The organism is Streptomyces sp. NPDC005262 (assembly GCF_042872425.1).
In the GTDB taxonomy this organism is placed as follows: Bacteria; Actinomycetota; Actinomycetes; order Streptomycetales; family Streptomycetaceae; genus Streptomyces.
The window spans coordinates 37,098-62,518 of record NZ_JBIAKK010000025.1 but is presented as its reverse complement, the minus strand read 5'-3'; the positions used below and the strand labels follow the sequence as shown (position 1 = coordinate 62,518).

Here is a 25,421-nt window from a genome sequence, read left to right as displayed (position 1 = left end):
CGGCCGCGCCAGGAGCCGTGAAAGGAGGCACCATGACTGTGGTGCCGCAAGGTGGAGGAACCATTTCCAGGGGCGGTGGGGGAGGGTCAGGGAATCTTTACGACATCCTCGAATTGATTCTGGACCGCGGACTGGTCATCGACGTCTTCGTGCGTGTGTCGCTGGTGGGCATCGAGATTCTCAAGATCGATGCCCGCATCGTCGTAGCGAGCGTCGACACCTACCTGCGCTTCGCGGAGGCCTGTAACCGCCTCGACCTGGAGTCAGGCCGAAAGGCGCCCTCCCAGCTGACCGACCTGGTGGGTGAAGTGACCGAGGGCGGGGCGCACGGCAAGACCAAGGGAGCCCTGGGCGGGGCCGCAGAAGTGCTGTCCGACGCACTCAAGGGAGGACATGACGACGAGGAGTCCGAGGAGAGGCGCAAGGAGCCCGAGGAGAGGCGGGAGCGGCCGAGGCGTCGGCCTGCCGCCCGACGCCGTGAGGAGTGAGCCATGGCCGTATACGTCTACTCCATCGTCGCGGCCACCCATCCGCAGCGCCTGGACGACCTCGACGGGGTGGGGAACCCGCCCACGAACCTTCGCACCGTGGGGACGGACAAGCTGGCGGCGGTCGTCAGTGACGCCCCCGAGGACCTACGGCCCAAACGCAGGGACCTCGGCGCACATCAGGCCGTGCAGGAGCGGCTGATGGCCGATGGCACGGTTCTACCGTTGCAGTTCGGCTTCACCACTCAGGACGACGACGCCGTACGAGCGGTGCTGGAGGACCGCAAGGACGAGTTCACCGAGCGGCTGGGGGCGCTGGAGAACTGCGTGGAATATCACCTGAAGGCTGCCCAGAGCGAGGATGCCCTACTACGAGAGATCCTTTTGGAGTCCGACGAGGCACGCGGGCTCAACGAGGAGATCAGAAGCGGCAACAGCAGCCCGGACCTGTCGTTCGCCCTCGGCGAGCTGGTCTCCCGGGAAGTGCAGGAGCGGCAGGACCGGCTCGCCGCTGGAGTCCTCGATGCCCTGCGGGGGTTCGCACGGGAGGAACGTCCGTCGCAGGCGACGGGAAACGACTTCCTGAGCGTGTCCTTCCTGGTGCAGCGGGACAAGGAGCAGAGTTTCCTCAGCGAGGAGCGGGGTCTCGCCAAGGAGCTGGGGGAGGACTTCGACCTCAGGCTCGTCGGTCCGTTGCCTGCATACAGTTTCGTCTAGGGAGTCCCCATGGGACTGTTCACTCAACTCGCCACCCTCCCACTGGCGCCGGTGCGCGGCGTGGCCTGGGTCATGGAGCGTGTCGTCGAGACCGCGGAGAACGAGTACTACGACCCCGCCCCCATCGAGCGAGAACTCGCCGAGCTCGAGCGGGCGCTGCTGGCGGGAGACATCGACGAGGAAACCTTCGACCGGCGTGAGGACGAGCTGCTGGACCGGCTGGACGAGATCAGGGCCCATGTCCAGGGCACCGATACCTGATCGCGGCAATGCCGCGGAGCCGGAGCGCTGCTACGCGCTCCCGTCGCAATGCCGGGACACCCAGGATAGAGGTGCAGCGCCGTGAACGAACCCGTCGCCAGGAGGATGGGCGACTTCCCGTCCAGGGCCACCCCTTACGGCAGTCAGGGGTCCTCGGCGAACCTCGCCGACATCCTGGAGCGGGTCCTGGACAAGGGCATCGTCATCGCGGGCGACATCCAGATCAACCTGCTGGACATCGAACTGCTCACCATCAAGCTGCGCCTGCTGATCGCATCGGTGGACAAGGCGAAGGAGATGGGCATCGACTGGTGGGAGCACGATCCTTCGCTGTCCTCACGCGCCGACGACGGCCACCGCTCACTCGCCGAGGAGAACAAGAGGCTGCGTGCGGAGATCGAGGCGATGCGCGAGGGCGGTGAGTTGCCACCGGCCGACGGCGAGGAGAGCGGCTCTGCGGCCCCGCGCCGCGCTTCACGTACCAAACGTGCAGCGCCCAGAGCCCGCGGCGAGAGGCGGGACGCACCATGACCGAAGCCATCACCTACGCGTACGCCGTCGCGCGGGATGCTGACGGATCGTTGGAGGAGGAGCTGTCGGGGCTATCCGGAGTGGCGAATGCCCCGGTGCATCTGGTGCGCGTGGAACAAGGTGACGATGTGGTGGTCGCCGTGAGCGCGGTGCCTGAGCAGGACTTCCAGGAGGCCGAGCTGCGCGCGCATCTCGAGGACCTGGACTGGCTGGAGACCGTCGCCCGCGCACATAACCAGGTGATCGACGCGTTGGCCGCTCGTACCACCGTCCTGCCACTGCGTCTGGCGACCGTTTACCTCGACGACGAGCGAGTGCGTCTCATGCTCCAGGCCCGCCGCGAGGCATTCGCCGGCCGACTGACCGCCCTGGCGGCGCAGGTGGAGTGGGGCGTGAAGATCTATGTCGAGGCGCCCGAGGCAGCCGCGAGTCCGGCGGACCCACCCATGGAAGCGGGCCTGAGCCCGGGACGGGCCTACCTCAGCCACCGCAGAGCACAACGACATGCCCGCGAAGACGTCTATCGGGGAGCCTCACAGGCAGCCGAGCGGATCGAATCCGCAGCCCGTGTCCATGCAGTCGACCGGGTCCAGCACCGGCCGCAGCAGGGCGAACTCGCCCGCGAGCCCGGAGAGAACGTCATCAACGACGCGTACCTCGTGCCCCTCCGGCATGGTGAATCCTTCCGCGCCGACGTCCTGCAGGCAGCGGAGGGATTTCCAGGGGTGCGCGTCGAAGTCACCGGGCCCTGGGCCCCCTACTCCTTCGCCACGCCGGCCGACGTCGAGCCGATGAAGAGGGTCGTCCCGTGACGGCGCCGGGCAGGTCGCAGGCCATATCGGCGGAACCGCTGGCGGAACGCCAGATCGCGCTGATCGACCTGCTGGACCGACTACTCAGCGGAGGTGTGGTCCTCACCGGTGACATCGTGCTGTCCATCGCCGATATCGACCTCGTACGCATATCGCTGCGCGCGCTGATCGTCTCCGTCAGCGAAGAGAATCCATCCCCGTGGCATGCCGTTTCAGCACCCGCAGGAGACAACGATGACAGGTGAGGACCACGCGCCCGGCAACCGCTTCGACGAAGTCGCCGACGCCGCCACCCGCGCCTTCCGCCTGCTGCCTGCGCCGCCGCAGGATGTCATGACCTGTGGGCGTGCGGACCGCAGGCCGGCGCAACGGATCACCACCGACCCCGACACGGTGGAACGAGATCTGATGAAACTCGTCCTCACGATCGTCGAGCTGCTGCGACAGCTCATGGAACGTCAAGCCCTGCAGCGGGTGGACGCCGGAGGCCTCACCGAGGAGCAGGAGGAGCGCCTGGGAGAAACGCTGATGATTCTGCACGATCGTATGATTGAACTCTGTGCTCGATACGAGCTTTCCATGAAAGACCTCAATCTTGATCTCGGGCCTCTCGGGACTTTGCTGCCACCCACCGAATGACCGTGAAGGAGCACGACATGGACATCGGGAAGAAGACCAGGAGCATCGGAAAAATCATCGAGGGAAAGACCAAGGAAGTGACCGGGAAGGTCGTGGGCAACAAGAGTATGGAGAAAAAGGGAAAGGCTGAACAGGTCAAGGGGAAAGTGAGGCACGCAATGGAGAAGGGCAAGCACACCTTCAAGCACTGAGGCCTCGAGCGCTGACAGTTGTGGTCCCGCCGCACTCCGAGCGACGGCGGGCAAGGCGGTGACGTCCGGCCCATCCAGTTGCTCAGCGGGGTGGGTGCAGATCGCGGGGACCGACGAAGGATCAGCTATTTGACAAGGCTGACGAGCGCAATATCGACGGCCGTTCCCTGATGAACAAGACGCAGCTTCGGAATGCTCTGGGCAGTGGACGCACCATTGCGTGTTCAGGCGACGCCCGGCAGCTGTTCGTGGACGGTGTCATTGCCGTCCACGCTCGCTTGAAAGGACGGCTGCGGAGCGGTGGCCGGCCCACTTGCGTTCGCGCCGTCCGACAGTCCACAAGACATTGCCGTGCCAAGGGCACTCCACAGAGCCGTCTGTGAGCCTGTGAGGCCTGCCGGGCCTCACTCGGCTCACTCCTCTTCTTCTTCTTCGTCTCCTTGCTCGTCGTCGTCCTCTTCCCAATCGCCCTCGTCCTCCTCGTCCTCTTCGTCCTCTTCGTCCTCGCCTTCCTCGTCTTCAGCCTCTTCGCTGTCGTAGCCCTCGTCTTCTTCGTCCTCCTCCTCGCCCGCTTCGTCTTCGCCTTCCTCGTCCTCGCCCTCCTCGTCTTCGCCTTCCTCGTCCTCGCCCTCCTCGTCTTCCTCGTCCTCGCCTTCCTCGTCTTCGGCCTCTTCGCTGTCGTAGCCCTCGTCTTCTTCGTCCTCAAGGGCGTCTTCGTGACTCCGTACGACCTCGCCGTCACGGATTTCGCCGCGCCAACCGTCCGGTTCTTCATCGGTGAGGGTTACGTAGCGCTGGAAGTGCTTGAGGTCCAGCCGGAGTCGCCGCCCCTGAGCGCGCCACAGATTGCCGGTCTTTTCGAAGAGCCCGGAGGCGTAGTACTCGACGACCAGAACAATGCGGGTCAAACCGGGCGCCAGTTCATGGAAACTGACCGCCCCCCGGGTCGATCCCTTGGCGCCGTCGGATGTCCAGACGATGCGTTCGTCGGGCACCTGCTCCTGGACGGTGGCTTTCCAACCGCGAGTCGACGGACCGACTTTGACCTTCCAGTCGCTGGTCGTCTCGTCGGTCGGCGAGACGCTCCGTACGCCCTTGGTGAAGCTGCTGAACTTCTCGTACTGCGTCCAGTGGTCGTAGGCCGTACGCAACGGCACCCCGACATCAATGACCTCGATGATGTTGGTGACCTTCTTGTCGCCCGATTTGCGTCCATGCCCGCCGCCGAGCGCTTCTTTGGCCTTCCCCAGGACGCTGTCCTTGGCGTGCTTCGCCGTCCCGGAGAGCGCAGCCTTGAGGGGGGAGTCGGAGTCACCTCCGAGGAGGGCGGATCCGACCTTGGAGAGTGATCCGCCGTTCTCTGCGACGTCGGTGAGCTGGTCCGTCACATCGATCAGCTTGTCGCCGGCCCGCTCGGCCAGATCCCCCACCCACGCTGTGAGATAGTCCGTGAGTTCTCCACGCAGCCGGTCGAGTCCCGAGTCCGCGTTGTCCTGTTCCGTCTTTGCCATGACCGGTTACCTCCGGCGCTCGTCGCGCGATGATGTCTTCTTGGCGCTCTTCCGGGCGGTCTTCTTCGCTGCGGGAGCGGCCTTCTTCCGTGCGGCGGTCTTCTTCGCAGGCGCCTTCTTGGCGGCACTCTTCTTCGCAGATTTGGCGGCGGTCTTTTTCCCCGGCCTCTTGGCGGTCGTCTTCTGCGTCGCGGTCTTTTTGGTTGCCGTCTTCTTGGCGGGCGCTGACTTCTTCGCGGCAGTCTTCTTAGCAGGGGCCGTCTTCTTGGCGGCGGTCTTCTTCGCGGCGGCCTTCTTGGTGGGTGCTGCCTTCTTCGTAGCTGCCTTACTCGGGGTGGCCTTCTTCGCGGCGGTCTTCTTCGCGGTGGCCTTCTTGGCAGAGGGCTTCTCCGCACCCTTCTTCGCAGGGGCTGCCCGCTTCGTCGCATCACGCCGGCCGGCGGCCGACTTGCCGGGCTTACGCTTCCGCGGCGCCGGTTTCGCAGCAGCTCGCGCAGTGCGCCGGCGTGGCCGTTCTTCGGGTTCCTCCTCCGGCTCCTCTTCTTCGGGCTCCTCTCCCTTTGGTTCCTCCTCCTCTTCTTCCGGTTCCTCCTCCTCTTCCGGTTCCTCCTCCTCGCCTTCTTCCTCTTCGGGCTCCTCTTCCTCCTCGTACTCGCCCTCCTCGCCTTCTTCCTCTTCGGGCTCCTCCTCCTCGTATTCGGCTTCCGGCTCCTCGCCTTCGTCGCGGGCGTACTCCTCCTCTCCCGCTTCCTCTTCTCCCTCCTCCTCTTCCGGTTCTCCCTCGCCGCTTTCGAGCTGGAGGGTGCGTTCCCGGAGTGAATCGGCGAGCGTCGTCAGCCGACGGTTGGCAGCGGCGGTGACTGCCTCTCGTCCTGCATTCATGACCTCCCCGCGCAGCTGCTCACCCAGGTCCGCAACCTGCGGGATCTCTCCGAGCTTGCGGATCCCTTGAGTCACGAGCTGTCGCGGTTCGAGCCCGAATTGACGCCCGGCAATATAGGAAGCCGCCGTAATTGCGAACCGGCCCTTCTTGGTGCGGCCCAGCACATAGCCTCCGGCCAGAGCTGCGGCGAGCAAGATCTTGTTTGCGTCATTCATGGGTGCGTCACCTTTTCATGGGCAGGCAGCCGATCGGCGTCTGCGCAGGGGGCCGCTACACAGCGGCATTGCTCCGCCATGTCCAGAGTTGACGGGTGCCCTGGCCCGCGCATCCCGAGCCGCCCACGAGGGCCTGGTGGCGACGCTGCAAAACAGGCTGATCCCGCCGTGTGAGGGGCGTCCGGGCGGCCCGCGGACCGTGCCGTGGCCGGAGGGCAGCGCCAGCAGGGATTCGTGTCTCTACAGCCCGCCATATGGGTCACCGCCGCCGAGCCTCTGGCCGCAGACGCTTCGATGCGGAAATCCAGGTGATGCGCGATCCTGATTTTGTGGAACTCGTCGGCCACAGCGGCGTACACCCGGCGGTCTGCAGGAATCGCGGCTACACCCTCCCGGCCGCCCGCAGCCGGAGTGGGCCGGCGGCATGCGCTTGTAGCCGGCCTCGTCGGGCACTCCTTCTCCCTCGCGGTGTCCCGCGAACGAGCCGGCGGGTCGAGGAAGGGAAGCATCATGCAGCTGCCGGAAGCCCGAGGAGAGGTGTCTGCCGCTTTGATCGAGGCGCTCGGCCGGGAACCGGGCCGGCGGGTCCTGCCCGACACGTCCCTGGTAGGGAGCGCCGATCCGTACGGCGACGATCTGCAGCTGGCCCTATATCTCTGTTACGAGTTGCACTACCGCGGCTTCGACGGGGTGGACGGCGCGTGGGAGTGGGATCCGGAACTGCTCAGGGTGCGTGCTGCGCTGGAGCGGGGCTTTCTGGCGGCCCTACGCGCTGACGTGCCGGTTGCCGAGAATGTCGGCAGCGCCCTGGACGAAGCCGTTCTGGAGCCGATGGACGCCGAGGGTGTATCGCACTTCCTGCGGGACGAGGGCGAACTGTGGCACCTGCGCGAGTACGCCGCCCAACGCTCGCTGTACCACCTGAAGGAGGCGGATCCGCACGTGTGGGTGATTCCGCGTCTGACGGGTCGGGCCAAGGCGGGAATGGTAGCTGTGGAGTACGACGAATTCGGTGCGGGTCGGGCGGAACGGATCCACTCGAAGCTCTTCGCCGACCTGATGGTGGATCTGCACCTGGACACCTCGTACGGGCGCTACCTCGACGCCGGATCGAGGCAGATGCTCGCAACCGTCAACCTCATGTCGCTCTTCGGCCTCCACCGCTCACACCGCGGTGCTCTGGTCGGTCACTTCGCCTCTGTGGAGATCACCTCCTCCCCGGGGTCGAGGCGCCTCGCGGAGGCATTGAAGCGAGCCGGTGCCGGGCCTTCGGCGGTCCACTTCTATACGGAGCATGTCGAGGCCGACGCTGTACATGAGCAACTCATGCGGCATGAGGTCGTCGCCGGTCTGCTGCAGTTGGAGCCGGATCTGGCACCGGATGTCGCGTTCGGCATCGCGGCCACCGGATGGTTGGAAGACCGGTTCGGAGAGCAGTTGCTCGGCGCCTGGAGCGACGGTGGGTCCTCACTCCGCGTGCCGCTGCTCGACACCGGCGGAGAGTGAGGGCTGTGCCGTGATCCTTGGCGGGCGCACGACGACGGCTAAGGGCTACGTGTTCCTGAGACCGGGCGGTGGTGGCGGCAAGGAGGGCACGACGATCGCGGGTGGCGGATTCGAAGGAGTGGGCACCTGAATGAGGAAGGGGAAGAATTCGATCTGGCCGCCCCTGTTCACCACCCGCTTCGAAACCCGGTAGCACACGATCGCGTTCGGATCACTCATGGCCGTGTAGCACTGAAGCGTCGACGGCGCGACCTGGGAATTCTGCGGTGCGGCGACAGAGACACTTGCTGATGTGCCGAATATGCCGGCCTCCAAGCACAGGGAAGCTGCCGCTGCGACAGTGATGGTCCGCAAGGTTGTCTTCTTCATGTTCATCAGCCCAAGGGCTAGGAGTGAACTGGACTGTCCCATCAGTGCGCTGGGGCCTTCGCCCACATTTTCTCATGCTTCGGCTGTGTCATCATTTCCCAACGCGCACCCGCGTACCCGTCTCCGGTAAATGGTCGCTGGAAGCAACTCCGAGCCGACCCCGTTGGTTGAATTCGGAGCAGATTTCAGTGCCTTCAGTCTTCGGAGGAATCGGAAAATCACAAAATGCGCCACGTCGAAGGGCGTAGACATTTCTCGCCTCACCGCTCCTTGTATCACTGGTGCTATCACCGGATGTCACAGCGGGAAGTTTTCCGCGCAGTCCTCGAGGCATCTTCTGGAACGTCCCTCCGCCGTGCGATGTACCGCATCTGATGCAGAGCGCTGATCCACCAGGGATTACGGGACAGCTCTTGCTCACTTTGTGGCGACCGCTCCGGCCACGCGGCCGCATGAAGCGCTGCGGGCACATCCGAGCGCGACCTGTCAGCGACATCCGCGGGCGTTGAGCCGGGCGGCCTGGCGTGTCAGGTGGTCGCGCTCGGCGAGATTAGGTGCCTTTTGGGCCGCCTCGGCGTACAGCCGTGCCGCCGTCGCCAGGTCACCGTCGCGCTCGTGGAGGTACGCAGCCACCGCGGCGTGGCGGGGCAGTGAGGGGGCCAGCGCCGCGAGTGCCGCCAGGCCGGCCCGTGGTCCGTCGGCCTCGCCGACGGCCACTGCGCGGTTGAGCCGGACGACGGGGTTGTCGGTCAGGCGTGTCAGCTCGTCGTACCACTCGACGATCTGCACCCAGTCGGTCTCCTCGGCGGTGGGCGCGTCGGCGTGGAGGGCTGCGACGGCGGCCTGGGCCTGGAACTCGCCCAGCCGGTCGCGGGCGAGGGCCGCCTGGAGGATCGCGATGCCCTCGGCGAGCGAGTCGGTGTCCCACCGGCCGCGGTCCTGCTCGGCGAGCGGTACCAGGCTGCCGTCAGGCGCGGTCCGGGCGGCGCGCCGGGCGTGGTGGAGCAGCATGAGGGCGAGCAGCCCCGCCGCCTCGGGGTGGTCGACCCGGGCCGCGAGCTGCCGGGTGAGCCGGATGGCCTCGGCGGCGAGGTCGACGTCGCCGGAGTAGCCCTCGTTGAAGACCAGGTAGAGGACGCGCAGCACGGTGGCGACGTCGCCGGGCCGGTCGAACCGCACACCGGAGACCGTGCGCTTGGCCCGGCTGATGCGCTGCGCCATCGTCGCCTCGGGTACGAGGTAGGCCTGGGCGATCTGGCGGGTGGTCAGCCCGCCGACGGCGCGCAGCGTGAGCGCGACCGCGGACGACGGCGTCAGCGACGGGTGGGCGCACAGGAAGTAGAGCTGGAGCGTGTCGTCCACCGCGGGCGCGGGTCCGGGGCCCGGCTCCTCGTCGATGAGGTCCTCACGACGACGGCGGGCGGTATCCGCCCGCATCGCGTCGAGGAACCGGCGCCAGGCCACGGTGACCAGCCAGCCCTTCGGGTCCCGCGGCGGATCGGCGGGCCAGACGCGGACCGCCTCGATCAGCGCGTCCTGCACGGCATCCTCGGCCGCCGCGAAGTCGGCTCCGCGGCGGACGAGGATGGCGAGCACGTTCGGCGTGAGGCTGCGGAGCAGGGCCTCGTTCATCGATGAGGTCACTCCGTGATGGTGGGCGGCGCGGACAGGAACGGGCGCACCTCGAGCCACTCGTGGATCGGCTTCCCGCCCGCCCCAGGGGCGGCGGACAGTTCCCCGGCCAGTTCGACGGCGCGCTCGTAGCCGTCGACGTCGATCACCATCCAGCCGGCGATGAGGTCCTTGGTCTCGGCGAACGGGCCGTCGGTGACCGGCGGGCGCCCCTCACCGTCGTACCGGACCCACGTCCCCTCGGGGGCGAGCGCCTGTCCGTCGACGAACTCCCCGGTCTTCTCGAGCCGCGCCGCGAAGTCGTGCATGTACTGCATGTGCGCCGAGATCTCCTCCGGCGTCCACTGGTCCATCGGCGCGTCGTTGACCGGAGCCGGGGCGCCGCGGTAGTGCTTGAGCAGCAAGTACTTGGCCATCGTGTTTCTCCTCGGTGCTGGTGCGACCCATTGTGGTCGCGCTCACCCCGGGGACGGAGCCAGTCACAGGTTCTCGACATCGCCGTCCGAATCGCCGTCCGATTTTTTTCTGGGTCTCGTAGGCGGCCTGATGAGTCCACTCGCGGTGTCCGGGTCCACGGCGCGGCGCCGGCGTGAGACGGAGTGAGGCCTTCCAAGATCAGCAGTGACCGAGCAACCCAATCGAGGGAAGGCCTCGGGTGCGTCACTGTGCACGACTTCGCGCCGCCACGGGGTGGGCTCAACAGCCGGGCAGTGGAGCGGGCGGTCAGCCTGGTGAGGCTCGACGACATCATGGTGTCGGCCATCGCACGGCGGCTCGGGTGCTCACCGGGAAACTGCTGGAACGCGGTCGAGAGGCGCGCCGAGACCTCGATCGGCATCAAGGAGCTCGCATCGGGGGTGAAGCCCATCGGGGTGGACGACTCGTGTGGGTTGCTGTCACCGAACCGGCGTGTACGACAAGAGGCCGATTTCCGTCGTACGCTGCATCGCGCACGCGATGGACAGGAGGCCGAGGTGGCCGAGACGACGCTGGCCGAGGTGATGGCCGAGCTGGCCGGGCTCGAGGACCCGAAGACACGCGAGGTGAACGAGAAGCACGGTGACGATCATGGTGTGAACCTCGGCAAGCTGCGCGCGCTCGCGAAGCGGCTGAAGACGCAGCAGGAACTCGCGAGCCGGCTCTGGCAGACGGATGACACCGCGGCAAGACTGCTGGCGATCCTGATCTGCCGCCCGAAGGCATTCGAGCGTGACGAGTTGGATGTCATGCTGCGCGAGGCGCGCACACCCAAGGTGCACGACTGGTTCGTGAACTATGTGGTGAAGAAGAACCGGCACTCCGAGGAGCTGCGGCTGGCCTGGTCCGCCGATCCGGATCCAGGGGTCGCGAGTGCCGGCTGGGCCCTGACCACCGAACGCGTGGCGAAGAAACCGGAGGGCCTCGACCTCGCAGGACTGCTCGAAGTCATCGAGGCGGAGATGAAAGACGCCCCGGATCGTCTGCAGTGGGCGATGAACCACTGCCTGGCTCAGATCGGGATCGAGCACGCCGAGTACCGCACCCGCGCAATCGAGATCGGTGAGCGTCTGGCGGTGCTCAAGGACTACCCGACCTCCCCGGGCTGCACGTCTCCGTTCGCGCCCATCTGGATCACCGAGATGGTGCGCCGACAGCACGACAAGTAGGAAGGTGTGCGCACACGTGGCGCCCGCCGTCCGGCCCGCAACTCTGACGGACCCGCAAGGCAGGCACGGGTTCTGATCCCCAGGATGACTCACCTTGCCTCCATCCTCGGGCCGGTGACCTGAGGACGGTGGCCGCGAGGAAGCAGCCGTTGCGGCAGAGAGGCTATCCGACCAGTGTCTGGGTGCCGAGGACGGCGAGGAGCTCCAGGCGTTCGCTGTCCTGGGTGCCGGGCTCAGCCGTGTAGATCATGATGCGCAGGTCGCTGCCCGCCACGCTGAGCACATCGCAGTCCAGCGTCAGGGAACCCACCTGCGGGTGATCGATGGTCTTGCTCGCAGCCTCGTGCTGACCCAAGGCGCCCGCATCCCACAGTTCGGCGAACCGTTCGCTGTTCGTGCGCAACTCTCTGACCAGGCGCCGCAGTTGCTGATCATCCGGGTACCGGCCGGCAGTGGTGCGCAGGTCGGACACCACCGCGGTCTCCATCGCGCGCCGGGACTGCGCTGTGTAGCGGACGCGATCACCCGAGCCGAGGAAGGCGCGCCATGCACCGTTGCGCTCCCGGCCGTGCCGCTCGCCCATCAGCGCCGTGTACAGGGGGTTGGCCAGCAGCTGCGTCCACGCCGCGTCGAAGACCGCGACGGGCGTCCCGGTCAGCCGGTCCAGCATCCGGTGCACGCTCGGTGTGATGAAGGCGGGCACCGTGCCCTGCCCCGGGGGTACGAGCCCGGCGACATGGAACAGGTGCTCGCGCTCGGCCGTGGAGAGGCGCAGGGCACGCCCCAAGGCCTCGACGACCTGCTCCGAGGGGTTGGTCGCCCGGCCCTGTTCCAGGCGGGTCACATAGTCGACCGAGATTCCGGCCAGTAGGGCCAGCTCTTCCCGGCGCAGTCCGGCCGCGCGCCGATGACCGCCCGCGGGCAGCCCGGCCGCCTCCGGGGAGACCCGGTCACGCCAGCGCCGCACCGTGCGCCCGAAATCCGTGCTCGCCATGTCACCACTGTGCACCGCCGCGCGCGGAACTTCCTGGTACCGGCAGTCCCAGGAAGACGGGACGCCTGGCTGCTCCCGACCATCAGCCGCAGCCTGTAGGCATGACAACGACATTGATCACCGGAGCGAACAAGGGTCTCGGCTTCGAGACCGCCCGCCGTCTCATCGCCGCGGGTCACACCGTCTACATCGGAAGCCGGGACGCCGAACGCGGGCGCCGTGCCGCCGAGCAGCTGGGCGCACGACTGGTCCAGCTGGATACCACCAGCGACGCGTCCGTAGCGGCGGCGGCGAGGTCCGTCGAGGCCGATGGAGGGCTGGACGTACTGATCAACAATGCGGGCATCGAGGAGAGGGGCGCCGGCAACGTCGTGATCGGTGCCGCGGGCGTGACCGCCGACATGATGCGGAACACGTTCGAGACGAACGTCTTCGGCACCGTGCGGGTCCTGCACGCGTTCCTGCCGCTGCTCGAGCGTTCCGAGGCCCCGGTCGTGGTGAACGTCAGCAGTGGCCTGGCCTCGCTGACCCGGCTCACCGCGACGGGTACCCCCTCGTACGCGTACCCTGGCGTGGCCTATCCGGCATCGAAGACAGCGGTCAATGCGATCACGGTGCAGTACGCGAAGGCGTTCCCGGCCATGCGGATCAACGCGGTGGAGCCCGGCTTCACCAAGACCGACCTGAACGGGAACACCGGAGTCCAGAGCGTCGAGCAGGGCGCCGAGATCATTGTGCGTATGGCACAGGTCGGCCCCGACGATCCCACAGGAGGCTTCTTCGACGCCGAAGGCACCCTGCCCTGGTAGGGCCCGCACCAGCCGCCATCACCCCACCCCGCCGCGCCCGCCCCGACATGCCCGGCGGGGGTGGGCGAGGCCTCCTCTCCATCGAGATCACAGCCTGCGCGTCACGGACAGCCGGCCGGTGCTACGCGGCGGGCTCGGCGGTCCAGAGGATGTGCGGAGGCATCACCCGTGCGCACAGCGGGTTGCCGCACGGGTCGGTCAGCCCGAGGCGTCCGACCAGCAGGCCGTCGTGTGCGGCGGCGGCGAGTACGTCGGCGGGGACAGCGTCGAGCATGAGCTTGGCGCGGCGGAACATCGCGAAGGTGCCCGACTCGTCGACCGTGCCCCACGACAGGTAGATGAACCGGTGGCCCAGACGGTCCTGCACATAGGGGCCTTTCACCTCGGTTCCGGTCGGCGAGGAGATCGCGGTGCACTCCAGGGTCCACGTCGCGGACGCGGCGTCGGCGGGCTGCGGGTCGAGGAGTTCGGCCGGACGGTCGCGGCGTTGCACGGCGACGTGGATGTTGCCGTACGCGGAGACTTTGGCGTCGGCGGGGGCCGGGCAGGTGCGACCGGGCAGGTCGACGGCGTCGATGCGGATGTGCATGCCGGACATCATCCTCCATCTCTCGTGCCCGGCGCGTTGCAGCTTCGACGGCCAGGTCTCCGATGCTCGTGCCGGCTCGGATTCCGTCAGGATCGAGCCACAGGCGGGACCGTCCCAGCGCCCTCGGTACGGGTCCGCGTCGCCATCGGCGCAGCCCGCACCTTCGCCTGGCTGACCGACCTCGGCGACACCTGGACCCTCGCCACCGTCCCCGCGCAACCGCGAAGGGGCATCCCCCGCCCGGGACACCCCTCCATCGACAAGATCTTCAGGACACCTCTAGACGGTGCCGTTCTCCCACCACCAGGCCCGGCCGAGGTCCGCCCGGCTGTCGACGTGCTGGTGGTCCGCGGTGTAGGTCTCCAGGCCGGAGAAGCCGGAGGTCTCCGCCTTCTGATAGACGGTCTTGTTCGGCACTCCGGGGACGGCAAGATCGGCGGCGGTGCCGTACAGGTGCATGCTGTCACTGGCGCCGCCGACATCGGCGTTGTGCGCGATGCTGCGGAAGCCGGAATTGACCGTGATGGGGACGTTGCCGAGCTTCTTGCGCAGCGCCTCCAGCTTGTACATCGCGCGGCGGACGTTCTCCTTGACGTCGGTCGCACTCAGCTTGCCGCCGGAGAAGGTGCCGCTGATCCGGTCGGTGAACTCGCTGAAGTCGAAGTGCACGGTCGAACCGTCCGACTGCTCCAAGGCATTGAGCTGCGACTGGGTCGCGGGCCCGGCGCTGCCGTCGGCGGTCAGCCCGTAGGCCGCCTGGAACCGGCGGACCGCCGCGGCGGTGCCGGCACCGAAGTTGCCGTCGATCGCCACGCGGGTCTGGCCGGCACTGTCCGCGGCCCACCCGGCGACTCTGATCTGCAGTTCGGTCACGTCGGCGCCGGTGGCTCCCTGGTTCAGGGTGCGCGACCAGGAGTACGCCTGCGCGGTCCCCGACAGCAGAACGGGGCCGAGTACTGCACCGATACCGGCGGCCAGCGTCCCGCGCAGCGCCATACGCCGGTCGAACGAGTGCGGAAAGCGGGATAGGGAGCGGGAAGGAGCCATCTTCGTCCTTTCACGGACCTGTCGCGGTGCAGTGGATGACGCGAACTGCGCCAGTGTCACGGACATGCGGGTGCGGCGGAAGAGCGCCGTTGCCGACATCGCTCCCGCCGGCGTCCGTTGGTACCGGTTCCTCCGGAGCCGCGACAAAAAGCCGTCAGGGTCGGTGACTTCCAGGGCGGTATTTCCCATGACGGACGGGGCTGCGGTGGATCGCGATGATGGCGGCGTCGTCGCCCAGGCGCCCCCCGACGTAGGCGAGGAGGTCGCGTCGCAGGTGGTGCAGGAGCGCCTCCGGGGGGCTCTCGGTCCACTGGGCGGCGCGTTCGGCGAGCGGGTAGAAATCGCCGCCTCGGTCGCGCGCTTCGATGACGCCGTCGGTGAAAAGGAGGAGGGTGTCTCCGGCCTCGAAGGCGAACACGTCGACGGTGTAGCCCGCCGGCCCCATGTCGCCGATCCCCAGTGGGGGCGCTGGGTGCCGACTCGGGACGGCTTCCGCGTGCCCTGGGCTGAGCAGCAGGGGCGCAGGGTGGCCGCAACTGGTCATCCGGCTGACGGGGCCCTCCTCGGGGATCTCCAGCAGCAGCGCTGTGACGAAGCGTTCCCCGGCGTCGACCCCGTCCTCCGGCTCGAAGTCGGCGTGGTAGCGGGTGACGCTCTGATCGAGGGCTGCGGCCAGTGCGGGCAGGCCGGTGTGCCTGTGGGCAGCCTCACGGAAGGCGCCGAGCAGGAGGGCGGCTTCTTCGATGGCGGCCAGGCCCTTGCCTCTCACGTCGCCGATCATCATGCGGGTTCCGCCCTCGATGCGGGTGGCCGCGTACAGGCAGCCTCCGATCTGGGCCTCGTCCTCGGCGGCCAGGTACAAGGAGGCGATCCGCAGGGGGCCGATACGGTCCGGGAGCGGCCGCAGCAGCACCTTCTGGGTGGTTTCGGCCACCGAGCGCACCCGGGCGAGCTGTCGGATGTGCCGCTCGCGTATCAGGCAGAAGAACACGGTCAGGGCGGAGAGGATCGCGAGGGCGGCGATTTGCACCAAGGCGTTCCGGGAGGTCAGGACGCCGGAGCTCAGGGCGATGAATGCCTGGGCCGCCACGGCCAGGAACCCGACCACTCCGGTCAGTACGGGGCCCTCGAACGAAGAAGTGATCGCGGGCGCGATGACCAGCAGCGGCCCCAGATAGATGTCTTCCGGCAGCAGGATGTCCACGGTCGCGATCACGACGATGAGCGCGACGGGAATCGCCAGGAGCGCATGGCCCGGCCGCCATGACTCCCGCAGACCTGTGACACCTTCCCTTAGGCCCACGTCTTCCACAGTGCACCGCCCCGGGGCCGCTGACGAGTCGGCCAGGAGCGATCGATCAAGGGCGAGCCCGGAGGTTGCGCGTCGCGCACCGCACTCAGTACCGGCGCTCCGGCGGAAGGCACCGACGGGATCGGTCCTGCACGGCCTCTGTGAGGAAGTGACCGACCGCGCCATCGCGGAGATCATCGGCTACGACGTGAACGTGCCGGAGCGTCGTCGGCCGGCGCCTGGGTTGCCGGGGGGCGGCGCCGTCGTGACCGCAGCCGTGGCGGGTGAGCTCGCCGCCATCGTTGGCGGTGCGCCCCCTTCGGATTGCCAGGTGGACGGAAGGAATTCGTGTCGCCGCAGCCACCCCGCGTACCGCACGGATCCACCGCCGTCCGTCAGACCTTGCGCCAGCGGGCATTGGCCCAGGAGAAGGCCCCGAACGCCGAGAGGCCGACTGCGATCAGTACCAGCAGCCAGGGCCCTGCAGGGGTCTCGGTGAAGGAGCGCAGGGTGTCGTCCATGCCCTTGGCCTTTCCGGGCTCGTGCTGGACAGCTGCCGCGACAGCGAAGACGCCCGCGACCGCGAAGACGACGCCCCGGGCGGCGCCGCCGAACATCCCGAGGAAGTCGATCACCTTGCGGGCCTTCTCCGACATCTCGAACATCTTGAGGTGCTCATGGAACTTCTGCATGATCGCCCTCACCGCGATCCATACTCCGGCCGCGGCCACGGCGATACCGGCGACGGCGACGATCCACTGCCCGCCGGGCCAGTCCAGCGCTTTCGCTGTGACGTCCTGGGAGTTCTTGTCGGAGCTGCCGCTACCGCTGCCTTTGTCTCCGGCAGCGTAGGACAGCACGGAGTACGAGACGAATCCGTAGAAGACGAAACGGCCGGCGGCCATCGCCCTCTTACTCGCCTTCTTGCCGTCCGGGCCCGCCTGCCCGAAAGCGGCTTCGGACAGCCGCCACAGTGCCATGCCCGCCAGGGCCGCGCCGAGCAGCCAGAGCAGAAGGGTGCCGAAGGGCTTCTCGGCGATCTCGGCGATCGCACCCCCGCGGTCCGCCTGCTTGCCACCGTCGTCGGAAAATGCGATCCGAAGCGAGAGGATGCCTATCAGTACGTAGATGACCCCGCGGGCGACGAAGCCCGCACGGGCTGCAGCCGAAACTGCCGTGCTGTTCGCCGCGCGTCGGGCGTGCATGCGTCCGCGTGCCTTCACCGGTCCAGTTGCCATGCTCACCGTGTGCCCCCATGGGGGTATGCGATTCCTCGAACCGGTTTCGATGGGGGTCGCCATCGGAGTTCGAGAGGCGTGGGGCACCATCCGCGGCCGCGTCGTCGCGCTCGGAGAACGTCAGGGCAGGGTCAGGATGCGGGGGCCCCGGCGGTGATGGCGACGGTGTGCTCGATGTGGGCGGCCCTGCTGCCGTCGGTGGTGCGCAGGGTCCAGCCGTCGATATCGGTGCGGTAGGTGTTCTGCCCGCCCGCCATGAGCATGGGTTCGATGGCGAGGACGAGGCCGTGGCGGAGGGGGAAGCCACGGCCGGGGCGGCCGCGGTTGGGGACATGAGGGTCTTCGTGCATGCGGCGGCCGATACCGTGGCCGCCGAAGTCGGCAGGCATGCCGCAGCCCGCCTTACGGGCGACGGTGTCGATGGCGTGGGAGATGTCGCCGATGCGACTGCCCGCCTGGGCGGCGGCAATCCCGGCGTCGAGCGCTTGCTGGGTGGCGTCGATCAGATCGAGGTCGTCGGGGCGTGGCGTTCCGACGGTGAAGGTGATGGCCGCGTCGCCCGTCCAGCCGTCGAGCTCGGCACCGCAGTCGATGCTCACCAGGTCGCCGTCGCGCAGCCGGTGACCGGTGGGGATGCCGTGCGACACAGCGTCGTTGACGGACGCGCAGATCACGGCCGGGAAGGCGACCGGGGCGAAGGACGGCCGGTATCCGAGGAATGGGGAGCGGGCTCCGGCCTCGGCCAGAACTGACCGGGCCGCTTCGTCCAGTTCTTGCAGGGACACCCCCACGCCAGCTGCTTCTCGGACGGCGGCCAGGGCACGGCCCACCACACGTCCGGCTTCCCGCATCGCGTCCAATGCGGCATCGGTCTTGATCTCCACCATGTGCTTCTCTCCCTGCAGTACATCGACCCAATACTTATACCGGTATTAATATCACGGTCATGGTGTGGACTGCTCGGACACCGCGCTTCGGCGTCTGTGGCACGACCAGGGCTTCGGCCAGGTCTTCAAGGGCCTGGCGCTGGGAGGCGGGGGCACCGGGGAGCGGCCAGGTGCAGCGCTCCCACGTCGGGCTTTCTTGGCCGTCCGGCCCCGTGGAGTACGGCGCGCGTACACCCGCCGTACGGACGACTTCGGCAGCGTGCGGGCATGAACGGAGAGCGACTGTCGTCGGTGGACGAGCTCATGGCACTGCTGGCCGACTGTGAGGGTGCCTGGGACACCCCGGACCGCTCCGGCGACCCGGTGGACATCCTCGACCATGGCCTGCAGGTTGCGGCGGTCCTTGCCGAGCGCCACCCCGACGACGAGGAGCTGCAGGTCGCCGGTCTCGTTCACGACATCGGCCACCACCTGCTGCCCGGCGACGAGGCCGGCCACGGCGAGCACGCCGCGGCAGCCGTCGTCGGGCTCCTCGGCGCCCGGGTCGCCCGCCTGGTCGCCCTCCACATCCCCGCCAAGCGCTACTTGGCCGCCACAGACGCGCATCTGGTGCTGTCCCCGGAGAGTGCCCGCACCCTCGGCTGTCAGGGCGGCGTCATGACGTCGGAGGAAGCCACTGCCTTCGAGGTGGACCCCGACTCCACGGCGGCTGTCGCGCTTCGCCGCGCCGACGATGCGGGCAAAGTCGTGGGCCTGCGCGTGCCAGGTCTGGACTGCTGGCGTCCAGTGGTGGAGCGCGTGGCCACGGAAGCGGCGTGAGACGAGGCTGCGTAGGACTCGTTCCCGAGGTCACTCGAAATCGGGCCCGGCCGTCAGCGTCTCTGCCGACTCTGACCTGCAAGTACCGCTAGAACTTGGCAGGTTCGAAGAGGTGGCGGGAATTCGGTGGGAAAAAAGAGCACTGCAGGGCACGTGGCGGCGAAGCTTCGATGACCTCTGTAGGACGAGCTTTCGCGTCGGTCGTGGATGGGTGGCGTATCGCCCCCGTAGCCGCAGGCAGTTGTTCGGGCGTGGGGGAGGGATGAGGACTCCGTCCGCGAGGCGTTCGCTGAGGCCCGCGTGGCCACGCTCCGGATGTGCTCCTCAAATCCGGAGGGACAACCTCGTGAATCCCCGCTCCGCCCTGGTCCTGATGTGCCACGGGAGCCGATCGCAAGTGGGCGTCAGATGAGGGGCATCGACTCGACCCATCCGGCGCGCCAGGCGGGCGCAGCGAACGGATCCGCGAAGTACTGGGTCTCGTGGGCGACCTTGTCGTCGCGGAATTCCATGATGCTGATAGTGGATGCGGGTTTCCCGTCGTAGTCGATCACATATTCGGTGATCCAAAGATCCCCACTGCCGAGAATCCGACGAATGGTAAAGGTGAGCTTGGCCGGGTGGTTCGAGCGCAGCGCTTGTAGATTGCGGCGGCCGTGGATGCGCTCACCCGACTGGGGATAGTCAGTGATGACGTCGTCGTGATAGATCTCGTGCTCGGCATCTTGGTCCCCGGCAGCAGACGCTGCCCAGTGCCGGTCCAGCGCCGCTCGGGTCTCCTGGTCTCCCATTGCGTTCCCTCCGATCACAGAAGTGTCGGACGAGATCCATTCCGGTCTCCCGGCCTTCTGGGAATCAGCGTAACCCCGGCAGCGGTGGCCGCCCCGTGCACTGTCGTGCCGTCCAGGGCGTCTGTCGAATGTGCGGTCGCAGCCAAAGTTCCCCTTTCGGTACACGCCCTGCTCGCCCAATACAACGCAAGGGGCATCGAATGTCCGAAGCCTCTTTCTATTCCTCGCCTGGCCCAGGCGGTCCACCACCTGCTGAGGTGCTCGTCAGCTGCTGGTACAGCTCCCAGGTGGCACGTTCCACCCAGTTGTGCTGCAGCTTGCCGTCCTCGCGCACCGCCCAGACGGCAGTTCCGCTGAAGGAGATCGGCTTCCGGTCCGGCTCCGTGCCCAGAAGCCCGTTGTTCCTTCCGTGCACGATCCACCGAGAGGCCACCCGGCTCCCGTTCTCGTTCTGAAAGGATTCGACGACTTCGAGCCTCAGGTCGTGGACCTGGTCCAGGAAGGCGGCGACCCACGCCTTGAATTTCTCCCGGCCTTCGATGGATCCGCCGGGGTTGGTGATGACGAAGTCCTCGACGACGAAGTCGTCTATCTTGTCGGGGTTGTGGCCGTTCCAGACCTCCTCCCAGAATGCTTCGACGATCTCCACGGAATTCCTGCGTGCCATGGGACCCACTCTCCAGACCTCTGAACATCATGCGCTGCTTCCAACGCACGCCCGGGTTCCCATCCGGCGCAGGCGGGACAGCCCTCACTCCTTCCGGAGGTACAGGGCTTGCGTCACGCCGCTTCGTACCGGTGGGCCGGGCCGCCGTGCCATTCGATCCACTGCGGGTCGTCGAGGCAATGCTCGGCGTCGTAGACGCCGGCACGCCGAAGCAGCTCGATCAGGGCGTGGTCGTCATGGACGAGGCCTACCATCTCATCGTTGATGGTGACCATCCGACCACCGGTCGGTGCAGAGTGGTGCACGACTATCGGGGCGCTCATCCGTCCAGGGTGCACCAGGCTCCCGATCGAGGCATCCCGAGCTGAGGGTTGCCGTCGCGCGTCTGGCCGACGGGCGGACGGAACGATCTGCGGGAACGTCGCTCGTCCTGACCGGATGCGGGCCTGGTTCGGCCGGCCACTGTGGGACATTGAGCGGTGAGCCTGGCCGGCAGCGACCGCGCCGAGCAGCGATCGAAGGGAAACTCGCTCGACCCGGATACTTCCTAGAAGAGACCCTGTGGGCATGGAGTTCTTCTGTTACCACCGCGACCGGCCCGGCTCCGTAGAACTGCGCGACGAGCTGTTGGAAGACCATTGGTCCTACATGGACCGGTACGCGAAGGAGATGATCGCCCGCGGCCCGACCCTCGCCGGCGACACACCGACCGGAAGCATGCACATCGTCGACCTGCCCGATCCCGCCGCCGCCCGCGCGTTCGCCTTCGATGAGCCCGGCTACCAGGCGGGCGTGTACCGGGATGTGCTGGTGCGGCGGTGGCGCAACATGCTGAGGCGCACCATGTGGGACTTCCCCGGCGGCCGGACCGGTGGCAACCGGTACCTGGTGCTCGGCCTCGGCGCGGGGCCTGCCGCCGACCTCACGGTGCCGCCCGACAGTGACGAGCTGATCGCCTACGGACCGCTGCTGTCCGACGACGGCGCCACGTGGCTGGGTACCGCGGCGTTGGTCCGGGCGCCGAACCCGGACGCGGCGCGCGCTGCCCTGACCACGGACCGGTACGCCGACATCGAGGTGCACAACTGGCAGTTCGGCGGGCGGCCGTCATGACACGAGGGCGTCCAGGCCGATGTCGGGCCGAGCCCTTCGGATCGCTCAGCACCCTCGTGTCTCACCCGAACCCACCGACGCATCGGCCTCACGCACACCGGCGCCCTCGTACTTCGCGGGCTCCTGCGGGGGCGCACCGTTGAGCATCGTCAAGGAGTACATCGAGAACCAGAAGCGCCCGGTCTAGCGCTTCGCACCAGTCCTCGCAGGGAACTCCGCCGCTTCGCGGCTTCGGGCCCAAGATCGCATTCCTGCCCGGCCTGAAGGCCGGGATTCCCTGCGAAGATCAGGGGATGGATGATGACGACCCGTACCTGTGGCTGGAAGACGTTGAGGGTGAGGCCGCGCTCGAGTGGGTGGCCGAGCGGAACTCCGAGACGGAGGCCGAGCTGACTGTCGGCGCCCGGTTCGCTTCCTTGAAGGAGCGTCTGCGGGAGGTGTTGGACGCTTCGGACCGCATCCCGTACACCGTCCGTCGCGGAGTGTTCCTTTACAACTTCTGGCGCGACGCCGAGCACGTGCGGGGGGTGTGGCGGCGTACGACGCTGGAGCAGTACCGCAAGGACGCCCCGGAGTGGGAGGTCCTTCTCGATGTCGACGCGCTTGCTGCCGCGGAGGGCGAGAAGTGGGTGTGGGCCGGCGCGCGGGTGCGCCATCCCGCTTACGACCGGGCGCTGGTGTGTTTGTCGCGCGACGGTGGTGATGCGGTGGTGGTCCGCGAGTTCGACCTCGCCACTCAGGCTTTTGTCGAGGGTGGGTTCCAGGTCGGGGAGGCGAAGACGCGGATCGGGTGGATCGATGTCGACACCGTCTTCATCGGCACGGACTTCGGGCCGGGCTCGCTGACCGACGCCGGCTATCCGCGTACGGTTCGCAGGTGGCGACGCGGCACGCCGTTGGATGAAGCGGCCCTGGTCTTCGAGGGTGAGACGGGAGATGTGTCCACCTCGGGCTGGCGCGACACCACACCTGGTTTCGAGCGGGACTTCGTCTCCCGATCGCTGGACTTCTTCCGCAGCGAGGTGTACCTCCTGACACCCGACGCCAGGCTCGTCAGGATCGACGTCCCCGAAGACGCCAGTACCCATGTCCATCGGCAGCACCTGATCATCACCTTGAAGTCCGACTGGCTCGGGCAGAAGGCGGGCTCTCTGCTGGCGTTCGACTTCGACGCCTTCCTGGCTGGCGACCGCACCGCAGAGGTGCTGTTCAGCCCGGATGACCGATCGGCTCTGACCGGGCACTCATGGACCCGCCACCATCTGATCCTGGAGACGATGCGCGACGTCAGCACCCGCATCGAGGTCCTCACACCGACCCCCGTCGGGGGGTGGGCACACAAGCCGCTCGCGGATGTCCCCGCGCTGTCCGCCGTCACTGTCGTGGACACGGACCCGGACATCTCCGACGAGTACTTTCTGGAGGTGTCGGGGTTCTTGCAGCCCTCCGCCCTCCACCGCGGGCAGATCGGCGCCGACACCGAGATCCTTAAGCAGGCTCCGGCCCGCTTCGACACGGCTGGTCTGGCGGCGGAGCAGTTCTTCGCGACGTCCCAGGACGGCACGCGGGTGCCGTACTTCGTGATCGGCCCCGACCGTTCCCCCACCGGCCCAGGACCCGCCCTGCTCTACGGATACGGCGGTTTCGAGGTGTCCCTCACCCCCTTCTACGACGCGGTGGCGGGCCGGGCGTGGCTGGAGCGCGGCGGCACCTACGTGATCGCGAACATCCGAGGGGGCGGCGAGTACGGACCGGACTGGCACCAGGCCGCGCTCGGCGCGGACCGGCCGCGAGCCTTCGAGGACTTCGCGGCCGTCGCCGCGGACCTCATCGCGCGGGACATCACCACCCCGGGCATGCTGGGCGCCGCGGGGGGCAGCAACGGCGGCCTGCTCATGGGCGCGATGATCACCCGCTACCCGCAGCTGTTCGGCGCGATCGTCGCTCAGGTTCCTCTGCTGGACATGCTCCGCTTCCACAAGCTCCTCGCCGGCGCGTCCTGGATCGCGGAGTACGGCAACCCGGACAACAAAGCCGATCGCCCCCACCTCCGTGCGCTTTCCCCCTACCACCAGCTCACCGCGGACCAGGTATACCCGCCGGTGCTTCTGACGACCTCCACCCGTGACGACCGCGTGCACCCTGGCCATGCCCGCAAGGCGGCCGCACGGCTGCGCGAACTCGGCCACCCGGTCCTGCTTCACGAGAACACCGGCGGTGGTCACGCAGGTGCCAGCGACAATGAACAGTCCGCCCACAACAACGCCCTGATGCATACCTTCCTGTGGCGGCATCTCACCCGACCGGTTCCGCCGGCCTCCGGCTGACGGGACGCGAGTCATCCGGACCCAGGGGGAGCGTGCTGCGTCCAAGCCGAGCCCCGCGTTGCGTTTCCGTCGGCTGCCGCCGACGTAGCGTCCCGCAGCCGGCGGCAACCCGCGGGGAGGCAGGCACTGACGTGGCGTTCGACAGGCGTCCGATCTCAACTGCTGGGACCGCGACGGCTCCCCGGGGCCGGTGGCCGCCGGCCGTCGTCGATCAACTCGGTGGATGGGGAGCTCTGGATCGCTCGGCGGCCTCAGGGCTGTCCCGTAATCCCTGGTGGATCAGCGCGCGGCGTCGGATGCGGTGCATCGCAAGGCGGAGGGGCGTCCTCATACTGGATGTATTCGGGCGTTCCGACAACGCAGTGAGGTGCCGTAGCTGTCGTCGTGCGCCCGCCAGGGATTACGGGACAGCCCTTGCCCTCGTGTGCGCTCCAACTCGTAGCGTGCGTAGGCATGGAGAGCAGAGCGCTGGGAGACAGCGAGATCGAGGTCAGTGCGCTGGGATTCGGGTGCTGGGCCATCGGCGGTGAGTGGCAGGACGCGGACGGGAATCCCCTCGGGTGGGGCACCGTCGACGACCAGGAATCCATCGCGGCGATCCGGCGGGCGATGGAACTGGGGGTCACCTTTTTCGACACCGCGGACGTGTACGGCACCGGCCGCAGCGAGCGGGTACTGGGGCGGGCGCTCGCGGGCCGGCGGGACGAGGCGGTCATCGCCACCAAGTGGGGCAACGTCTTCGACGAGGAGACGCGCACACTGATCGGTGAGGACAGGACCGCCGCGTACGCGCGCCGCGCACTGACCGCGTCACTGCGGCGGCTGGGCACCGATTGGATCGACGTATACCAGCTGCATCTGGGCGACGTACCGCTGGACGAGGCGATCGAACTGCGTGAGGTCTGCGAGGACTTCGTACGGGAAGGGATCATCCGCGCGTACGCCTGGAGCACCGACGATTCCGGGCGAGCTGCGCTCTTCGCCAACGGGGAGCACTGCGTGGGCGTCCAGCACGCGTGCAATGTGCTGGTGGACGCGCCTGAGATGCTGGCGTTGTGCGAGCAGCACGGACTCGCGTCCATCGTGCGCAGCCCGCTCGCCATGGGACTGCTCACCGGCAAGCAGGGCTCTTCGGGCCGCGGCTCAGCGGGGGACATCCGTTCGGTGCCGCCCGCGTGGCTGCGCTGGTTCGACGAGGGTGGCGTGCCCGCAGCGCAATGGAGGGCGCGCGTCAACGCTGTACGGGACGTGCTCACCGCCGACGACCGCACGCTTGCACAGGGCGCCCTCGCGTGGCTGTGGGCACGCAGCCCGCGGACGGTGCCGATCCCCGGCTTCCGCAGCGTCGCCCAGGCCGAGGAGAACGCCAGGGCCCTCCAGCGCGGCCCGCTGTCCGAGGCCCAGCTGTCGGAGGTCGCTGAGCTGCTGCGGTGAGAGGGCTGCGAAGC

At 67.8% G+C, this 25,421-nt stretch carries 28 protein-coding genes and 1 pseudogene; 15 read left to right on the top strand and 14 right to left on the bottom strand.

All coding sequences use genetic code 11. The annotated features are described in order from the left end of the window. Nucleotides 1–32 precede the first annotated feature (32 nt). The 8 genes from ACFYP5_RS36685 (at nucleotide 33) to ACFYP5_RS36650 (ending at nucleotide 3,639) form a co-directional block, all read left to right on the top strand. Entirely contained in the window at nucleotides 33–488 is a 456-nt protein-coding gene (locus tag ACFYP5_RS36685; RefSeq protein WP_389043996.1) for a gas vesicle structural protein GvpA, read from the top strand. Nucleotides 489–491: 3 nt separating this feature from the next. Further along, the gene (locus ACFYP5_RS36680; RefSeq protein ID WP_389043995.1) at nucleotides 492–1,205 is read left to right on the top strand and encodes a GvpL/GvpF family gas vesicle protein; all 714 of its coding nucleotides are present in this window, start codon (nucleotides 492–494) and stop codon (nucleotides 1,203–1,205) included. Nucleotides 1,206–1,214: 9 nt separating this feature from the next. Continuing rightward, nucleotides 1,215–1,466, top strand: coding sequence for a gas vesicle protein GvpG (locus ACFYP5_RS36675; RefSeq protein WP_389043992.1), 252 nt, complete (start codon nucleotides 1,215–1,217; stop codon nucleotides 1,464–1,466). A 105-nt stretch (nucleotides 1,467–1,571) separates the two neighbouring features. Beyond that, nucleotides 1,572–1,997, top strand: coding sequence for a gas vesicle protein (locus ACFYP5_RS36670; RefSeq protein ID WP_389044058.1), 426 nt, complete (start codon nucleotides 1,572–1,574; stop codon nucleotides 1,995–1,997). Then, nucleotides 1,994–2,809 (top strand): GvpL/GvpF family gas vesicle protein, encoded by an 816-nt coding sequence (locus ACFYP5_RS36665; protein ID WP_389043990.1) that lies wholly within the window; start codon nucleotides 1,994–1,996, stop codon nucleotides 2,807–2,809. The genes ACFYP5_RS36670 and ACFYP5_RS36665 overlap by 4 nt, the downstream gene beginning before the upstream one ends. Beyond that, nucleotides 2,806–3,054, top strand: coding sequence for a gas vesicle protein (locus ACFYP5_RS36660; RefSeq protein ID WP_389043987.1), 249 nt, complete (start codon nucleotides 2,806–2,808; stop codon nucleotides 3,052–3,054). Before ACFYP5_RS36665 ends, ACFYP5_RS36660 begins: the two co-directional genes overlap by 4 nt. Continuing rightward, entirely contained in the window at nucleotides 3,044–3,448 is a 405-nt protein-coding gene (locus tag ACFYP5_RS36655) for a gas vesicle protein K (protein WP_389043984.1), read from the top strand. Before ACFYP5_RS36660 ends, ACFYP5_RS36655 begins: the two co-directional genes overlap by 11 nt. A gap of 17 nt (nucleotides 3,449–3,465) precedes the next feature. After that, on the top strand, nucleotides 3,466–3,639 hold the full coding sequence (locus tag ACFYP5_RS36650; RefSeq protein WP_389043981.1) for a CsbD family protein: 174 nt from the start codon (nucleotides 3,466–3,468) through the stop codon (nucleotides 3,637–3,639). 413 nt (nucleotides 3,640–4,052) lie between these two features. Here the strand turns inward: ACFYP5_RS36650 and ACFYP5_RS36645 are convergent, their stop codons facing one another. Next, nucleotides 4,053–5,150: an SRPBCC family protein gene (locus tag ACFYP5_RS36645; RefSeq protein WP_389043979.1), complete on the bottom strand. Its 1,098-nt coding sequence runs from the start codon at nucleotides 5,148–5,150 to the stop codon at nucleotides 4,053–4,055. 6 nt (nucleotides 5,151–5,156) lie between these two features. Next, nucleotides 5,157–6,248 (bottom strand): histone protein, encoded by a 1,092-nt coding sequence (locus tag ACFYP5_RS36640; protein ID WP_389043976.1) that lies wholly within the window; start codon nucleotides 6,246–6,248, stop codon nucleotides 5,157–5,159. A 510-nt stretch (nucleotides 6,249–6,758) separates the two neighbouring features. On the opposite strand from ACFYP5_RS36640, the gene ACFYP5_RS36635 reads away from it, so the two are divergent. After that, nucleotides 6,759–7,754: an iron-containing redox enzyme family protein gene (locus ACFYP5_RS36635; RefSeq protein ID WP_389043973.1), complete on the top strand. Its 996-nt coding sequence runs from the start codon at nucleotides 6,759–6,761 to the stop codon at nucleotides 7,752–7,754. A 45-nt stretch (nucleotides 7,755–7,799) separates the two neighbouring features. On the opposite strand, the gene ACFYP5_RS36630 is transcribed toward ACFYP5_RS36635, so the two are convergent. The 3 genes from ACFYP5_RS36630 to ACFYP5_RS36620 form a co-directional block, all read right to left on the bottom strand. Further along, entirely contained in the window at nucleotides 7,800–8,123 is a 324-nt protein-coding gene (locus ACFYP5_RS36630) for a hypothetical protein (protein ID WP_389043972.1), read from the bottom strand. A 486-nt stretch (nucleotides 8,124–8,609) separates the two neighbouring features. Further along, nucleotides 8,610–9,755: an RNA polymerase sigma factor gene (locus ACFYP5_RS36625; RefSeq protein WP_389044057.1), complete on the bottom strand. Its 1,146-nt coding sequence runs from the start codon at nucleotides 9,753–9,755 to the stop codon at nucleotides 8,610–8,612. Nucleotides 9,756–9,763: 8 nt separating this feature from the next. Next, nucleotides 9,764–10,171, bottom strand: coding sequence for a YciI family protein (locus ACFYP5_RS36620; RefSeq protein WP_389043970.1), 408 nt, complete (start codon nucleotides 10,169–10,171; stop codon nucleotides 9,764–9,766). 585 nt (nucleotides 10,172–10,756) lie between these two features. Here ACFYP5_RS36620 and ACFYP5_RS36615 point away from each other — a divergent pair. Then, complete coding sequence (locus ACFYP5_RS36615; RefSeq protein WP_389044054.1) at nucleotides 10,757–11,401, top strand: DNA alkylation repair protein; 645 nt, start codon at nucleotides 10,757–10,759, stop codon at nucleotides 11,399–11,401. A 163-nt stretch (nucleotides 11,402–11,564) separates the two neighbouring features. Here ACFYP5_RS36615 and ACFYP5_RS36610 read toward each other — a convergent pair whose 3' ends face one another. After that, nucleotides 11,565–12,395, bottom strand: a complete 831-nt coding sequence (locus ACFYP5_RS36610) for a helix-turn-helix transcriptional regulator (RefSeq protein ID WP_389043968.1) — start codon at nucleotides 12,393–12,395, stop codon at nucleotides 11,565–11,567. Nucleotides 12,396–12,496: 101 nt separating this feature from the next. Here ACFYP5_RS36610 and ACFYP5_RS36605 point away from each other — a divergent pair, with 101 nt between their 5' ends. Then, nucleotides 12,497–13,204, top strand: coding sequence for an SDR family NAD(P)-dependent oxidoreductase (locus ACFYP5_RS36605; RefSeq protein WP_389043965.1), 708 nt, complete (start codon nucleotides 12,497–12,499; stop codon nucleotides 13,202–13,204). A 121-nt stretch (nucleotides 13,205–13,325) separates the two neighbouring features. Here the strand turns inward: ACFYP5_RS36605 and ACFYP5_RS36600 are convergent, their stop codons facing one another. The 5 genes and pseudogenes from ACFYP5_RS36600 to map form a co-directional block, all read right to left on the bottom strand. Further along, nucleotides 13,326–13,793 (bottom strand): DUF5990 family protein, encoded by a 468-nt coding sequence (locus tag ACFYP5_RS36600; protein WP_389043963.1) that lies wholly within the window; start codon nucleotides 13,791–13,793, stop codon nucleotides 13,326–13,328. 279 nt (nucleotides 13,794–14,072) lie between these two features. Then, on the bottom strand, nucleotides 14,073–14,840 hold the full coding sequence (locus ACFYP5_RS36595; protein ID WP_389043960.1) for a D-Ala-D-Ala carboxypeptidase family metallohydrolase: 768 nt from the start codon (nucleotides 14,838–14,840) through the stop codon (nucleotides 14,073–14,075). A 154-nt stretch (nucleotides 14,841–14,994) separates the two neighbouring features. Then, nucleotides 14,995–16,143 carry a PP2C family protein-serine/threonine phosphatase gene (locus ACFYP5_RS36590; protein WP_389043957.1) on the bottom strand — a complete coding sequence of 383 codons (1,149 nt, stop codon included), beginning with the start codon at nucleotides 16,141–16,143 and terminating at the stop codon, nucleotides 14,995–14,997. A gap of 383 nt (nucleotides 16,144–16,526) precedes the next feature. Further along, entirely contained in the window at nucleotides 16,527–17,336 is an 810-nt protein-coding gene (locus tag ACFYP5_RS36585) for a DUF1206 domain-containing protein (protein WP_389043954.1), read from the bottom strand. Nucleotides 17,337–17,489: 153 nt separating this feature from the next. Further along, nucleotides 17,490–18,256, bottom strand: a pseudogene (map, locus tag ACFYP5_RS36580) (type I methionyl aminopeptidase). 267 nt (nucleotides 18,257–18,523) lie between these two features. Between map and ACFYP5_RS36575 the strand changes: the two are divergent. Further along, the gene (locus tag ACFYP5_RS36575; protein WP_389043953.1) at nucleotides 18,524–19,075 is read left to right on the top strand and encodes an HD domain-containing protein; all 552 of its coding nucleotides are present in this window, start codon (nucleotides 18,524–18,526) and stop codon (nucleotides 19,073–19,075) included. Between the two features lie 404 nt (nucleotides 19,076–19,479). On the opposite strand, the gene ACFYP5_RS36570 is transcribed toward ACFYP5_RS36575, so the two are convergent. From ACFYP5_RS36570 to ACFYP5_RS36560, 3 genes are all read right to left on the bottom strand, one after another. Next, nucleotides 19,480–19,866, bottom strand: a complete 387-nt coding sequence (locus ACFYP5_RS36570) for a nuclear transport factor 2 family protein (RefSeq protein ID WP_389043951.1) — start codon at nucleotides 19,864–19,866, stop codon at nucleotides 19,480–19,482. A gap of 217 nt (nucleotides 19,867–20,083) precedes the next feature. Next, nucleotides 20,084–20,533 (bottom strand): ester cyclase, encoded by a 450-nt coding sequence (locus ACFYP5_RS36565; protein WP_389043948.1) that lies wholly within the window; start codon nucleotides 20,531–20,533, stop codon nucleotides 20,084–20,086. A 113-nt stretch (nucleotides 20,534–20,646) separates the two neighbouring features. Further along, entirely contained in the window at nucleotides 20,647–20,856 is a 210-nt protein-coding gene (locus ACFYP5_RS36560; RefSeq protein ID WP_389043947.1) for a hypothetical protein, read from the bottom strand. Between the two features lie 244 nt (nucleotides 20,857–21,100). Here ACFYP5_RS36560 and ACFYP5_RS36555 point away from each other — a divergent pair, with 244 nt between their 5' ends. The 3 genes from ACFYP5_RS36555 to ACFYP5_RS36545 all read left to right on the top strand — a co-directional run bounded on the left by ACFYP5_RS36555 (nucleotide 21,101) and on the right by ACFYP5_RS36545 (nucleotide 25,407). Then, nucleotides 21,101–21,646 (top strand): YciI family protein, encoded by a 546-nt coding sequence (locus ACFYP5_RS36555; protein ID WP_389043944.1) that lies wholly within the window; start codon nucleotides 21,101–21,103, stop codon nucleotides 21,644–21,646. Nucleotides 21,647–21,939: 293 nt separating this feature from the next. Then, complete coding sequence (locus ACFYP5_RS36550; RefSeq protein ID WP_389043942.1) at nucleotides 21,940–23,973, top strand: prolyl oligopeptidase family protein; 2,034 nt, start codon at nucleotides 21,940–21,942, stop codon at nucleotides 23,971–23,973. A 453-nt stretch (nucleotides 23,974–24,426) separates the two neighbouring features. Then, complete coding sequence (locus tag ACFYP5_RS36545; protein WP_389043940.1) at nucleotides 24,427–25,407, top strand: aldo/keto reductase; 981 nt, start codon at nucleotides 24,427–24,429, stop codon at nucleotides 25,405–25,407. Nucleotides 25,408–25,421 lie beyond the last annotated feature (14 nt).